General features: G+C 71.5%; 13 protein-coding genes. 3 read left to right on the top strand and 10 right to left on the bottom strand.

Annotation, left to right across the window (positions count from 1 at the left end; translation table 11 throughout):
• Positions 1 to 42 precede the first annotated feature (42 nt).
• The 3 genes from ABD844_RS43520 to ABD844_RS43510 are packed head-to-tail and all read right to left on the bottom strand — an operon-like array spanning position 43 to position 4240.
• A complete protein-coding gene (locus ABD844_RS43520) occupies positions 43 to 1857 on the bottom strand; it encodes a hydantoinase B/oxoprolinase family protein (RefSeq protein WP_344892533.1) in 1815 nt (604 codons plus the stop codon).
• On the bottom strand, positions 1850 to 3850 hold the full coding sequence (locus ABD844_RS43515; RefSeq protein WP_344892530.1) for a hydantoinase/oxoprolinase family protein: 2001 nt from the start codon (positions 3848 to 3850) through the stop codon (positions 1850 to 1852). Before ABD844_RS43515 ends, ABD844_RS43520 begins: the two co-directional genes overlap by 8 nt.
• A gap of 6 nt (positions 3851 to 3856) precedes the next feature.
• Entirely contained in the window at positions 3857 to 4240 is a 384-nt protein-coding gene (locus ABD844_RS43510) for a hypothetical protein (RefSeq protein WP_344892527.1), read from the bottom strand.
• Positions 4241 to 4316: 76 nt separating this feature from the next.
• Here ABD844_RS43510 and ABD844_RS43505 point away from each other — a divergent pair, with 76 nt between their 5' ends.
• A complete protein-coding gene (locus ABD844_RS43505) occupies positions 4317 to 4985 on the top strand; it encodes a thymidine kinase (protein WP_344892524.1) in 669 nt (222 codons plus the stop codon).
• Positions 4986 to 5010: 25 nt separating this feature from the next.
• Here ABD844_RS43505 and ABD844_RS43500 read toward each other — a convergent pair whose 3' ends face one another.
• Both ABD844_RS43500 and ABD844_RS43495 read right to left on the bottom strand, forming a co-directional pair.
• Positions 5011 to 5907, bottom strand: a complete 897-nt coding sequence (locus ABD844_RS43500; RefSeq protein WP_344892521.1) for a hypothetical protein — start codon at positions 5905 to 5907, stop codon at positions 5011 to 5013.
• A 67-nt stretch (positions 5908 to 5974) separates the two neighbouring features.
• Positions 5975 to 6646, bottom strand: coding sequence for an SRPBCC family protein (locus tag ABD844_RS43495; protein ID WP_344892518.1), 672 nt, complete (start codon positions 6644 to 6646; stop codon positions 5975 to 5977).
• A 176-nt stretch (positions 6647 to 6822) separates the two neighbouring features.
• Here ABD844_RS43495 and ABD844_RS43490 point away from each other — a divergent pair, with 176 nt between their 5' ends.
• Positions 6823 to 8184 (top strand): cytochrome ubiquinol oxidase subunit I, encoded by a 1362-nt coding sequence (locus ABD844_RS43490; protein WP_344892515.1) that lies wholly within the window; start codon positions 6823 to 6825, stop codon positions 8182 to 8184.
• A gap of 10 nt (positions 8185 to 8194) precedes the next feature.
• Positions 8195 to 9073 (top strand): cytochrome d ubiquinol oxidase subunit II, encoded by an 879-nt coding sequence (gene cydB / locus ABD844_RS43485; protein ID WP_344892512.1) that lies wholly within the window; start codon positions 8195 to 8197, stop codon positions 9071 to 9073.
• Here the strand turns inward: cydB and ABD844_RS43480 are convergent.
• From ABD844_RS43480 to ABD844_RS43460, 5 genes are read right to left on the bottom strand one after another with little or no spacing between them, the layout of a single operon-like run.
• Positions 9070 to 9801 carry an ABC transporter ATP-binding protein gene (locus ABD844_RS43480; protein WP_344892509.1) on the bottom strand — a complete coding sequence of 244 codons (732 nt, stop codon included), beginning with the start codon at positions 9799 to 9801 and terminating at the stop codon, positions 9070 to 9072. The genes cydB and ABD844_RS43480 overlap by 4 nt on opposite strands.
• The gene (locus tag ABD844_RS43475; protein ID WP_344892506.1) at positions 9794 to 10537 is read right to left on the bottom strand and encodes an ABC transporter ATP-binding protein; all 744 of its coding nucleotides are present in this window, start codon (positions 10535 to 10537) and stop codon (positions 9794 to 9796) included. The genes ABD844_RS43480 and ABD844_RS43475 overlap by 8 nt, the downstream gene beginning before the upstream one ends.
• Entirely contained in the window at positions 10534 to 11523 is a 990-nt protein-coding gene (locus ABD844_RS43470) for a branched-chain amino acid ABC transporter permease (RefSeq protein WP_344892503.1), read from the bottom strand. The genes ABD844_RS43475 and ABD844_RS43470 overlap by 4 nt, the downstream gene beginning before the upstream one ends.
• Positions 11507 to 12388 carry a branched-chain amino acid ABC transporter permease gene (locus ABD844_RS43465; protein ID WP_344892500.1) on the bottom strand — a complete coding sequence of 294 codons (882 nt, stop codon included), beginning with the start codon at positions 12386 to 12388 and terminating at the stop codon, positions 11507 to 11509. The genes ABD844_RS43470 and ABD844_RS43465 overlap by 17 nt, the downstream gene beginning before the upstream one ends.
• The gene (locus ABD844_RS43460; protein WP_344892497.1) at positions 12382 to 13611 is read right to left on the bottom strand and encodes an amino acid ABC transporter substrate-binding protein; all 1230 of its coding nucleotides are present in this window, start codon (positions 13609 to 13611) and stop codon (positions 12382 to 12384) included. The genes ABD844_RS43465 and ABD844_RS43460 overlap by 7 nt, the downstream gene beginning before the upstream one ends.
• Positions 13612 to 13710: the final 99 nt, after the last annotated feature.

Raw genomic sequence — 13710 nt, 5'->3', positions numbered from 1 at the left:
GCCGCCCGCCGGCCGCCGCCCGGGCACGCGACGCGCGGCGGTTCACGGCTGGAGCTCGTCCACCTCCGCGTACGCCCGCCCGCCCGACAGCTTGGCGTAACCCGGCCCCCGGTCGAAGAACCGGTCGCCCGGAGGCCGCAGGCGGGCGCGCAGCTCGGCCGTGGCCCGCTCGTCGATCCGGTCCCCGTCGAGGACCACGCCGTAGTCGCCGAGCGCGCCCGCGATCGACACCTTCCCGTCGCGCACGTCGGCCGCCACCGCCCGCGCGTCGCGGTCGTACGGGGAGCCCCAGCCGCCGCCCCCGGTGGTGCGGATCCTGATCAGCTCACCGGCCTGCACGGGGTGGTCGTCCACCAGCCCCTCCATCTCCTTGCCCGCGATCTCGACGCGGAAGGGCCGCCCGGCCACGCCGCCGTTGACGCCCCAGCACGACAGGATCGACCGGTCGGCGATCGACATGTACGAGGCGTCCCGCAACATCCTGATGTGCTTGTCGTAGCCGAGCCCGCCCCTGAACATGCCCGGCCCGCCCGAGTCGCAGGCCAGCGCCAGCCGCTCGACCCGGAACGGCCAGCGCGCCTCGGCGAACTCGACCGGGATGTTGCGCGAGTCGGGCACCACGTGGATGGTGTCCTCGCCGTCGGCGTACCAGCGCCCGCCGGAGCCGCCGCCGAGCACCTCGCGCATCAGGTACGGCACCCCGTCGGCGTCGGTCCCGTACACGCCGGTGTAGCGGATGGTCTCCTGGTCGGCCGGCATGCGCCCGCCGGTGGCCTTGGCCAGCACGCCCGCCAGCACGCCGAGCAGGCGCAGGATGACGAACGTGCGGGCGTTGGTGGGGGCGGGGAAGACGGGGGTGAGCAGGGTGCCCTTGTCCGGGAAGACCATCTCGATGAGCGGCACGACGCCCTCGTTGACGTCCAGCTCCGCCATGCGCTCAGGCGTGTCGGCCAGGTTGCGCAGCACGGGGGCCAGCCACTTCTTCAGGAACACCCCGTCGGCGTAGTCGCCCGCGTGGTTGATGGGCCCCTTGGCCTGCGGCGACGTACCGGTGAAGTCGATCTTCATGGGCGCGTCGGCGGCGTGGTCCACGGTGAGCGTGATGCGCTGGGTGTGCAGGCGGGGCTCGTCCACGCCGTCGTGCTCGGCGTAGTCCTCCCACACGTACGTGCCCTCGGGGATCTTCGACAGCAGTTCCCTGCGGAACGTCTCGGTGGTCTTGCCGATGATCGCGTCGAAGCACTCCTCGACGGCCTGCCTGCCGTAGCGCCCGAACAGCTCGCCCAGCCGCCGCGCCCCCATCAGGCAGGCCGAGCACTCGGCGTCGAGGTCGCCGGCCAGCGAGTCGGGCATGCGGGAGTTGCGGGTCATGATGCGCAGCGCGGCCTCGTTGGGCACGCCCTCGTCCCACAGCTTGATCGGCGGCACCATCAGGCCCTCCTCGAAGACCGAGCGGGCGTGCGAGGGCATCGAGCCGGGCACCGCGCCGCCGATGTCGTCGTGGTGGCCGAACGCCTGCACGAACGCCACGACCTCGCCCTCGTGGAAGACCGGGACGGTGACGCACAGGTCGGGCAGGTGGCCGATGCCGCCCTCCGACAGGTAGACGTCGTTGTGGAAGTACACGTCGCCGGGCTTCATGGTCTCGGCCGGGAAGTCGCGCACGACGGGCTGGACCAGCGCGCTGTACGAGCGGCCGGTGAGCTTGCGCAGCCGTACGTCGTGGATGCCGGCGCGGAAGTCGTGCGCGTCGCGGATCATCGGCGAGCGGGCCGTGCGCGCGATGGCGGTCTCGACCTCCCGCTCGACCGAGGCGAGCGTGCCCTCGACGATCTCGACCAGGATCGGGTCAGCCACGACGTACCTCCACGTTGCCGTACTCGTCCACGCGCGCGGTGAAGCCGGGGTGGATGGGGATCGTCGAGCCGTACTCCTCGATGACCGCGGGCCCCTGCACGGTGGCGCCGGGGCCGAGCGCGGCCCGCTGGTGGATCGGGGTGTCGCGGGTCTCGTCGAAGTGCACGGGACGGACCGAGGTGGCGCCCTCGCCGGCCTGCTCCAGGCGGCGCAGCGTCGGCCGGGTGATGGGGCCGATGCCGGACACGCGCAGGTTGACCCATTCGACACCGTGCCGGGGGTCGTCGCGGTAGGCGTAGCCGTACAGCTTCTCGTGGGCGTCGTGGAAGCGGGCGACCACCTCGGCCTGCCAGTACTCGTCGAGGTCGCCCGCCGGGGCGGGCACGCGCACCTCGTACGCCTGGCCGTAGTAGCGCAGGTCGGCGCTGCGCTGGTAGACCGGGTCGGCGAAGCCCTCGCGGTCGAGGGCCTCGCCCGCCTGATGCTCCAGGTCGTGGAAGATCTCGACGGCCTTGCCGAGTGACAGGTCGCGGGTGACGTACGTGCGTACGTAGTCGTTCCTGACGTCCACCGTGAGCAGCCCGAACGCCGAGACGTTGCCCGGGTCGCGCGGGACGACGACGGCCGGCAGCCCCAGGATGTCGATCAGCCGGCAGGCCAGCAGCGGCCCCGACCCGCCGAACGTCACCAGCGGGAAGTCCCGCACGTCGAGCCCGCGCTTGACGGTGAGCTGCCGGATCGCGTTGCTCTGGTTGAACGCGCTGATCTCCAGGATGCCGGTGGCCGTGCGCTCGGGGCCGAGGCCCAGCTTCCCTGCCAGCTCCTGGATCCCGGCGCGGGCGGCGTCGGCGTCCAGCGGGATCTCCCCGCCGAGCAGGTACGGCGGGATGCGGCCGAGGAAGACGTGCGCGTCGGTCACCGTGACCTCGGTGCCGCCCTTGCCGTAGCAGAGCGGGCCCGGGTCCGCGCCGGCGGATTTGGGCCCGACCTTGAGCGTGCCCTCGGGCGAGATCCACGCGATCGAGCCGCCGCCCGCCCCGACCGTGATGATGTCGATCATCGGGATCTTGCACGGGTAACGGCCGACGGCACCCTCGGTGGTGATGGAGGGCTCGCCGTCGATCACCACGGCCACGTCGGTCGAGGTGCCGCCGCCGTCGAGGGTGATCACGGACTCATGGCCGGCCGTCGAGGCGATGAGCGCGGCGCCCAGCGCCCCGGCCGCCGGGCCCGACAGGACGGTGGTGATGGGCTGGTTGACGACCTCGCGGGCGGACAGGACGCCGCCGTTGGACTTCATCACGGAGAACGGCCGGCCCAGGCGGGTGGACAGGTTCGCGAGGTAGGTGCGCATGGCCGGCTTGACGGCGGCGTCGACGAGGGTGGTGACCGAGCGCTCGTACTCGCGGTATTCGCGCAGCACGTCGCTGGACAGCGAGATCACCGCGTCGGGGTGCTCGCGCCAGAGCACCTCGCGCATGCGGCGCTCGTGCTCGGGGTTGGCGTAGGAGTGCAGGAAGCAGACCCCGATCGCGGTCACTCCCCTGGCGCGGAACCAGCGGGCCACCTCGACGGCCTGCTCCTCGGAGAACGGCCGCACCTCCGCGCCCAGGTGGTCGAGCCGCCCGCCGACGGTCTTGACCAGGTGCGCGGGCACGATCCTGGGCGGCTTGACCCAGAAGTAGGAGTTGCCGTAGCCGTCGGGCACACTCTGCCTGGCGATCTCCAGCACGAACTCGAAGCCCTCGGTCGTGATGAACCCGAGGTCGCCGATCCGGTCCTCCAGGAGCCTGTTCGTGGCCACCGTGGTGCCGTGCACGACGGAGCCGACGTCGAACCGGCCGAGCTTCTCGACGCCCGCGAGGAACCCGTCGGCCGGGTTCGCGGGGGTCGAGGGGGTCTTCGTGGTGAGGATCTCACCGGTCTCCTCGTCCACCGCCACGACGTCGGTGAACGTTCCTCCGGTGTCCACTCCGATACGGACGCTACGCATGGCTCCTCAGCTTCGGCGTCGGCCGAGCACTTCGTCGATGACCCGGGGCGCGTTCTCGGTGCCGACGTACGCGGCCAGACGCACCACCAGCTCCTGGGACCTGGCCAGCTCGGCCTCGACCCTGGCCTTACCCGACTGCCCCGCCTGCACTCCGAAGTAGGCCCCGATGATGGTGCCTACCACCCCCGCCACCCCGGCGAACAGCGGCGCGAACTCCCTGGTCGCGAAGACGGCCGCGCCGAAGGCGACGAGGACCGCCGCGATGCCCGCCACGACGACGAGGAAGCCGTACCGCCAGCGGGTGGCGTCGGCCTGAGCGGCGGTACGGTCGTCCGGTGTCAGCATCGCGTCGAGCGGCGATGACCCGGACGGCGGTTTGTCGGTGACCACAAATGCCTCCTGTAACTCCAGGGGAGAAATGTCCCACGAGGTCATGGAACAAGCCAAGCCGCTAAGCTGGCGGCCCGTGATCGAATCGTCCGCCTTGTCCCCCGCGCCGCCGGGTGCCAGAGATGCCGTGCTGAAGTTCTACTTCGGCCCCATGGACTGCGGGAAGTCCACCCTGGCGCTGCAGATGAACTACAACCATCGACGGCAGGGCAGGCGAGGGCTGGTGCTGACCAAACACGACCGCTCCGGCGGGCCGAAGGTCACCAGCCGCATCGGGCTCGGGCTGGAGGCCATCGAGGTGGAGGACTCACTCGACCTCGTCCGGCTGGTCACCTCGCACGAGCGGGTCGACTACCTGATCTGCGACGAGGCCTGCTTCTACACCGTCGAGCAGATCGAGCAGCTCGCCGACCTGGTGGACGTGCACGGCGTGGACGTCTACGCCTTCGGGCTGGCCTCCGACTTCCGTTCGGTGATGTTCCCGGCGGCGCAGCGGCTGTTCGAGCTGGCCGACGAGGTGTGCCGGCTGCAGGTCGAGGTGTTGTGCTGGTGCGGGCGGCCCGGTCAGCTCAACGCCAGGATCGTGGGCGGGGCGATGACGCGTACGGGCGAGCAGGTCGTCATCGGCGACACCGGCGACGCCCCGGTGCGCTACCAGGTGCTCTGCCGCCGCCACCACCGCACGGGCCGCCTCGGCGAGGGTCTCGGCGAGGAGGGGGCGGCGGACGCGGGCTCGGCCGCCTGAGCGCGGGCCACGCGGGTCGCGTCCGTCAGTCGGCGGCCAGCTCCTCCAGCCGGTACGGCAGGTACGCCGAGTCGTCCACCAGCGCCGACGCCCCCCGCCACCAGCCGAACCACTCCCCGCTGCGCCACATCCAGTCGACCCGCTCGATGGCGGCCACCACGTCGCCCACCGTCTCCCAGCTCCCGCCGAGCTGCTCGCCGGTCGCGCCGTGGCGTCCCGCCCACGCGCGCAGGATGCCGGCGGCGGAGGCGGGGACCTCGCGGGCGTACGGGTCGGGGTCCTCCCCCGGCAGCCGGTGCGGCCCGAGCCCGGCCGCCACCCCCCAGCTCCACTGCGCCTCGGCGGGCCGGGAGTAGCGCAGGGAGTGGAAGTCGAGGTTGGAGCCCAGCTCCTCGTCGGCCCGCCGGGTGACGACCGCGTCGAGCCGGCCGCCCGCGTCGAAGTGCACGACGAGCCGCTGCCCCGGCTTGACGCCGGGCGGCAGGCCGAAGCGGTCTTCCGCGTGCCAGGAGTTGAGGTCGACCCGCGCGACCGGCACCCCCCACATCCGGTCGGCGGCGTCGTCGGAGATCCAGGCGGCCAGCATCTCCAGCGCGGTCAGGTCGGTCCACGGCTCGATGGCCACGGCCGTGCGCACGACCTCGTCGGGCGGCGGCAGCTTCCCGCCCCTGGGCCTGGTCCACCAGTCGCGGCCCAGCTCGCGGGTGCCGACCAGCAGCGCGGCCAGCGCGGCCAGCTCGGCGGAGCGACGGGTGAGCGAGGCCCCGAGGGCGAGTTCGAGGGTGCGGCCGGTGCGGTCGTCCCCGAGCACGGGGCGTACGGCGTCGATCAGCCTGTCGGCCGTCGGCCGCTCCTCACCCAGCAGGTTGCGTACGACTCGCCTGGCCTCGGTCCGTGCGTCTTCAGCATGTGCCTGCCGCATACCGTCACGCTACGCCGGGAGATCCTTTTCCGCGAGAGCCCAGAACGCCACCGACCCCAGGCGGCACTCAGGCAGCACGACCGCGTGGCCGCCGCCCCAGCAACCAGCCCACGGCGACCCCGGCGAGCGCCACGCCCGCCCCCATGCCGAAGGCCGCCAGCATCCCCCACGGACGGGCCGCACCGCGCCGCCCGGCCGCCCGCTCGTAGACGGCCCTCTGGACGGGCTCGGTTCCCGGAACGACGGCACGCAGATCCTCCGCCGCGCGCGCGGGAACGCCGAGGTCCGCCCCGGCCTGGACGGGGACGCGCAGGTGCTCCTCGACGGCCGAGAAGAACTCTCCCGCCGTGCGCTTGGCCACCGAGCCCAGCATGCGCTGCCCGACCCCGCCGATCATCCCGCCGACCACGGCCTCCGCGTCGTAGTCCACGCGCGTCCCGCCGTCGGTCTCGCTGAGCCGGACGAGCACGGTGGCGTCCACGGTCCCCGGCGCCCCCTGCCCGCGCGCCCTGAGCGTGAAGCTCTCCGGCGCGAGCGGGTCGGCCAGCGCCACCTCTCCCTGGTAGACGCCCTTGATGGCGGCCACGCCCGCGTTCACCGTCATGCGGTACGTGTCCGGCCCCGTCTCCTCCAGCCGCTCGCACCCGGGGATGGTGCGCACCAGCACCGCCGGGTCCTGGAGCGCCGCCCACACCTGGTCCCTGTGCACGCCGATCACGGCGCTGCCCGCCACTCTCATGCCGCCACTCTAAGCAGCAGGACCCCACGGAATAAGGGCAACACCTGCCAGAGCCGCGATCGAGTCGGCGGCGTACGCGGATGTGACCAAGGTCGCAGCGCGTTGCTCTACAGCCTGTAGTACTACTAGCAGTAGATGTACTACGGCTTGTAGAGCTGAGGGAGTCGGCGGGGAAGATGGACGCACTGGATCTCGCGCGGTGGCAGTTCGGGGTGACCACCGTGTACCACTTTCTGTTCGTGCCCCTGACCATCGGTCTCGGGATCTTCGTGGCCGGGCTGCAGACGGCCTGGCACCGTACGGGCAAGGAGCAGTACCTCAGGCTCACGAAGTTCTTCGGCAAGCTGTTCCTGATCAACTTCGCGATGGGCGTGGTCACCGGCATCGTGCAGGAGTTCCAGTTCGGGATGAACTGGAGCGAGTACTCGGTCTTCGTCGGAGACGTCTTCGGGGCGCCGCTGGCCATGGAGGCGCTGCTGGCGTTCTTCATGGAGTCCACGTTCCTGGGCCTGTGGATCTTCGGCTGGGACCGGCTGCCGAAGCGGGTGCACCTGGCGACCATCTGGGCGGCGGCCATCGGGTCCAACCTGTCGGCCTACTTCATCCTCGCGGCCAACGCCTGGATGAAGCACCCGGTCGGCTACGAGGTCGTGGACGGCAAGGCCAGGATGACCGACCTGTGGGCGGTGCTGACCAACTCCACCGCGCTGGCCCAGGTGCCGCACGTGATCGGGGCGGCGTTCGTCGTCGCGGGCGGGTTCGTGCTGGCGGTCTGCGGCTACTGGCTGCTCAGGACCCGCACCTCGGACCACGGCGACCGGGCCATGTGGCGCAGCACCGCCCGCGCGGCGCTGGTGATGACGGCCATCGCGGGGGCGGTCGTCGCGGGCACCGGCGACACCTCGGCCAAGCTCCTGTACGAGCAGCAGCCCATGAAGCTGGCCTCGGCCGAGGGGCTGCGGCACGACACCGCGGGGGCGGCGTTCAGCGTGGCGCCCGGCATCGAGATCCCGAAGGTCCTGAGCTTCCTGGCCACCAACGACCCCGACGCCACCGTCCAGGGCACCGAGGACCTGCAGCGCCGCTTCGAGCAGCAGTTCGGCCCCGGCGACTACCGCCCGGACCAGACGATCGTCTTCTGGTCGTTCCGGGTGATGATCGTCTTCGGGCTGGCCACGGTGGGCCTGTCGGTGCTGGGCCTGTGGCTGACGCGGCGCAGGCGGCAGTTCCCCGCGTGGCTCTCCCGCGCGCTGCTGCTCGCCCTGCCGCTGCCCCTCGTCGCGGTGATCGCGGGCTGGCTGCTGAGCGAGATCGGCCGCCAGCCGTGGACGGTCGCGGGCGAGCTGCTGACGGCCTCCAGCGTCTCGCCGGGCGTGACCCTGGCCGAGGTGGCCACGTCCCTGACGGTCTTCACCCTCCTGTACGGCGTGCTGGCCGTGGCCGAGGCCGTACTGCTGTCCAGGCACGTCCGCAAGGGCGTCGAGGAGCAGGCCCAGGAGCCCGCCGCCGAGCGGCGCGAGCCGTCCCTGATGTACTGAGGAGCAGACAATGATCGAGTTGTGGTTCGCCGTCATCGCCTTCCTCTGGACCGGCTACTTCGTCCTGGAGGGCTTCGACTTCGGGGTCGGCCTGCTGGCGCCGCTGGTGAGCAGGAACCCCGCGGAGCAGCGGGCCGCGCTGCAGACCATCGGCCCCGTCTGGGACGGCAACGAGGTGTGGCTGATCACCGCGGTCGGCGCCATGTTCGCCGCCTTCCCCGCCTGGTACGCGGGCCTGTTCAGCGCCTTCTACCTGCCGGTGACGCTGGTCCTGGTCGGGCTCATCGTGCGCGGCGTCGGGCTGGAGTGGCGCGGCAAGGTCGCCAACCCGCTCTGGTGCGACCTGGGCATCGTGGCGGGCAGCGCGCTGCCGGCGTTCGTGTGGGGCACGGTCTTCGCCGGGCTGCTCTTCGACGGCGCGCTCGCGGCCCTGTTCGGCGGCGCGTTCACGCTGGCGGTGTGCGTCCTGCACGGCGCGGTGTTCCTGGCGCTGCGGACCACCGGCCCGGTACGCCGCCGCGCCAGGACCGCCGCCATGATCGCCGGTGGCGTGACCGTCCCCGTGGCCGTGTTCGCCCTGTCGAGCCTCGGCACCGCCCCGGCCCTGGCCGCCATGGCGGCGCTGGCCGCGGCCACGGCGCTGATCTGGCGGCGCAGGGAGGGCTGGGCGTTCACGGCGACGGCGGGCGCCATCGTGCTGAGCGCGCTGGCCGTGTTCATGGAGCTGCGGGTGCGGCCGCTGCCGGGGCTGACGCTGGCCGAGGCCGCCTCCGGGCCGTACACGCTGACGGTGCTGAGCTGGATCGGGCTGATCACGCTGCCGTTCGTGCTGGCGTACCAGGGGTGGACGTACTGGGTGTTCAGGAAGCGCGTGCTGACCCTGGCTTAGGTCGCGGGGGCGCCGCCCAGGTAGAGGCGGCCGAGGCGGGGGTCGGCGGCCAGGTCGCGGGCGGGGCCCGAGATGTGCACCCGGCCGAGGTCGAGCACGCAGCCGAGGTCGGCCATGTCCAGGGCCCTGCGCGCGTTCTGCTCCACCAGCAGCACCGCCACCCCGGTCCGGCGCATGAGATCGATCTGGTCGAACACCACCTGCGTGTTGCGCGGGTCGAGCCCCATCGAGGGCTCGTCCAGCAGCACCACGGACGGCTCCAGCATCAGCGCCCGCGCGAACTCCACCTGCTTCTGCTGCCCGCCGGACAACAGCCCGGCCAGGCTCCCCCACCGCTCCCCCACGACGGGGAACAGCTCCTTGACCGCCTCGATCCGCGCGTTCAGCCGGGCCTGGTCGCGTACGGTGAAGCCGCCGAGCCGGACGTTCTCGGCCACCGTCATCTCCCGGAACACGCTGTGGCCCTGCAGCACGTGGGCCAGGCCCAGGCCGAGCAGCCGCTGCGGCGACAGGCCCGTCACGTCGCGCCCGGCCAGCAGCACCCGCCCCGACCTGGGCGCGAGCAGGCCACTGGCGACCTTGAGCGCGGTGGACTTGCCCGCGCCATTCGGGCCGACGAGGCAGACGACCTCACCGGCGCGGACGGTGACGGTCAGGCCGCGCAGCACCGGTGCGGCCCTGCCGTACCCGGCCACGACGTCGTCCAGCGTCAGAACCAGCTCAGACACCGAGATACGCCTCCAAGACCCGCGGGTCCTCCCGCACCGACGACGGCGGCCCCTCGGCGATGGGCGCGCCGCGGTCGAAGACGATCACGTGGTCGCACATGCCCATCACCATGTCCATGTTGTGCTCGACGACCAGGAACGTGCGGCCCTCCGCGTTGAGTTCGCGGACGAGCGCCGTGATCCGGTCGATCAGCGCCGGGTTCACCCCGCCGGCGGGCTCGTCGAGCAGCACCAGGTCCGGCTCGGCCATCAAGACGGCGGCCAGTTCGAGCAGCTTCTGCTGCCCGTACGACAGGTCGCGCGCCTCGGCCTCCTCCAGGTGCTCGATGCCCATGCGGCGCAGCCAGTGCCGGGCCCGCTCCACCTCGCCCGCGTCCCGCAGCCCGGCCAGCAGCTCGCGCAGCCGGGTACGGCGCACCGCGACCAGCATGTTCTCCAGCACGCTCATGCGCGGGAAGACCCGGCAGAGCTGGAAGGTGCGCCCGATGCCGGTGTGCGCGACGCGGTGCGGCGAGTGCCGGGTGATCTCGCGGTCGCGGTAGAGCACCCGCCCCGCGTCCGGCCTGATCATGCCCGTGACGATGTTGAAGAACGTGGTCTTGCCCGAGCCGTTCGGCCCGATGAGGCCGTTGATCGCGCCGTCGCGCAGCTCGACGTCCGCCCCGTTGACGGCCAGCACGCCGCCGAACGACTTCGTCAGCCCCTCCGTGCGCAAGGAGCCCCCTTCGACGCTCACGGTGTCACCTTCTGGAGTCTCTGGTCGGCGGTCTCGTCGGGGATGGACGGTCCTGGCCGTCTCCGGGTGAGCCTGGCCAGGATGCCGTCCGGCATGAACAGCACGACCAGCACCAGCACCAGCCCGGTCGCGGTGAGGTGGATCTGCGTCTCGCCCAGCGCGATCAGGAAGTACTCCCCGGCCGGGGCCACGATGAGCGCGCCGAGCAGCGGGCCGTACAGGTGCCTGACGCCGCCGAGCAGGCTCATGAGCACCATGTACGAGCCGATCAGGATGGAGAAGACGAAGATCGGGTCGAGGCTGCCGAACCACACCGCGTACAGCCCGCCGGCCAGCGCCACGAACAGGGCGGACAGGGCGAAGGCCGCCACCTTGTACGCCCCCGTGGGCACGCCCAGCGACTCGGCCTTGTCCTCGTCCTCCCTGATGGCCCGAAGGCCCGCGCCGAAGCGGGAGCGCGAGACGTGCCACCAGCACAGCAGCGCGACCGCGAGCAGCGCCAGGAACAGGTAGAAGAACACCATGTGCGTCTCGCCTCGGTGCAGGCCGGGGAAGGGCGAGGGCACCTGCAGGCCGGTGGAGCCGCCGGTCAGCGAGCGCCAGCCCTGCACGACGAGGTTCATCATCGACACGAGCGCGATGGAGACGATCACGAAGGACGCGCCGCGCACCCGTACGGCCGCGATGCCCACGCCCACGGCGAACACCGTCACCAGCACCGCCGACACCAGCAGCGCCACCACCCACGGGACGCCCAGGCGCACGACCAGCAGCCCGGTGCCGTACGCGCCCAGCCCGAAGAACGCCGAGTGGCCGAGCGAGACGTAGCCGGTGAAGCCGCCCAGGAGGTTCCAGGAGGTGGACATGGCGGCGTACATGACGGTCAGCGCGCCCGCGTACACCAGGTAGTAGTTGGGCACCAGCCACGGATAGGCGATCGCCAGCGCGGCGACCAGCAGCGGGAGCCCTCTAGAAGCGATGCGCAAGCCGGCCTCCGAACAGCCCCTGGGGGCGGACGAGCAGGGCCAGGAAGAGGAAGACGTAGAACATCATGGTGGCCCAGGTGGCGTCCACGGTCACCAGCACCAGGCCCTCGACCACCCCGAGCAGGATCGCCGCCAGCGCCGCGCCCACCACGCTGCCCAGCCCGCCGACCACGATGATCGCCATCAGCTTGCCGATCCACACCCAGTGGGAGGCGGGGAAGAACGGCGTGATCAGGGCCAGCACCGTGCCGCCGACGGCGGCCGTGGCCAGGCCCACGCCGAAGCCGTACCCGGCCACGCGCTCGGTCGGGACGCCGACCAGCCGAGCCGCCTCACGGTGCTGGATCGTGGCCCGCAGCGCCTGCCCGAAGCGGCTCTTGACCAGCACCGCGAACAGCACCGCCAGGGTCAGCGCCGCCACCCAGAACGCGATGATCTTGTCGTACGGCAGGTGCACGCCGCCGACGCTCAGCGACCGGGTCGCGTACTCCATGCTGACCGACTTGTACGAGCCGGTGTAGACCGTGCCGAGCAGCCCCTCGATGGTCAGCGCGATCCCGAACGTCAGCAGCACCGACATCATCGCCAGGTTCTCCGGCGCGAGCCGGGCGATGAGCAGCCGCTGCACCGCCACGCCCAGCGCGAAGAACAGCGGCACCGTCACCGGCAGCGCCAGGAACGGGTCCACCCCGAACGTGGTGTGCACCGTGTACGTCAGGTACGCCGCCAGGAACAGGAACGCCGGATGGGCCACCATGACCACCCGCATCACGCCGAAGTACAGCGACAGGCCCGAGGCCAGCAGCGCGTAGAGCCCGCCGGTCAGCACGCCCAGGGCCAGGCCCTGTAGCAGCAGGCTCACCATTCCCGCTTCGGGTAGACGAGGTCAGCGGTCCTGGCCTGCTCGGGGAGGACGATCTCGACCTTGCCGTCCACGTACTGCTGGATCATGTGGGCCTGCTCCGGCCTTCCCTTGTCGTCGAAGGACAGCGGCCCCACGACCGTGTCGAACGTGCTCTGCCGGATGTGCCCGGCCAGCTTGTCCTGGCATTCCTTGACCGGGTCCACGCACTTGACCGCGGTCACGGCGGCCTCGATGATCTGGCCGACCGTGTAGCCGTTGGCGGCGTCCTCGTTGGCCTCGCCGCCGAACAGCTCCTTGTAGCGCTTGACCATCTCCTGGTTGCCGGTGAACGACGCGGTGGCCGACCAGCCGACGGGCGAGAGGATGTGCTCGGCCGCCCCCTTCACCGCGCCGGGGAACTCCGCCAGCGTCGGCCCGGTCGAGAACGCGGCCAGCTTGGGCTGCACCTTGAGCTCCTGCAGCGCGCGCACCAGGCCGACCGAGTCCTCGAACTGCGTGCCGCCCACGACCAGGTCGGGCTTGGCGGCGGCGATCTTGGCGGCGATGGGCGAGAAGTCGGTGGTCTCGGGCGGGTAGACCTCGTCCACGACCGTCTTGATCCCGGCCGCGGTCAGCTTGTCGCGCAGCCCGTACGCGGTGCCCTGGGCGAAGGGGTCGTCCAGGCTCGCGTACGCGGCCGTCTTGGGCCGCTGGTCGGCCGGCAGCTTGGTGAGGTAGTCGGCCAGGTAGTTGTAGTGGTCGCCGGCGACCGCGGGGGCCGCGTAGAACAGCCGGGTGAAGCCCTGCTCGAACACCTCGGCGGCGGCCCCCGCGGGCTCCACGAAGACCATGTCGTACGACTCGGCGACCTTCGCCGCCGGGATCACCAGGCGCGAGGAGAACGGCCCGAAGACCAGGTTGACCTTGTCCTGCGTGATGAGGGACTCGTAGTCGGAGCTGACCCGGTTGGGGTCGGAGGCGTCGTCGCGGAAGATCAGCTCGACCTTCCTGCCGAGCAGGCCGCCCTTGGCGTTCACCCGGTCGGCCCAGACCTGGTAGCCCTCCTGGATGCCCTTGCCGGGTTCGGAGAAGTCGCCGGTGAGCGGGAGCGAGATGCCGATCTTCACCGGCCCCTGCTGTTGTCCGGGCGACTGGGCCGCGCCGGGTTCGTCGGTCTTCGCGCACGCGGTCGCCGCTAATGCGCACAGCGAGACGGCCACCAGGCCCTTGCGTACTCTTGCCATCGAGGAGACCCCCGTCAGAAGAGGCGGAGCGAAAGCGCTTTCGTAAGCGCTTTCGGTTACGATTACACGAGATCCAGCCTTGGACAAGGGGGTCCGCAC

The organism is Nonomuraea antimicrobica, from assembly GCF_039536965.1.
Taxonomy (GTDB): domain Bacteria; phylum Actinomycetota; class Actinomycetes; order Streptosporangiales; family Streptosporangiaceae; genus Nonomuraea; species Nonomuraea antimicrobica.
The sequence above is the reverse complement of the archived record's forward strand: the minus strand, read 5'-3'. Positions and strand labels throughout refer to the sequence as shown.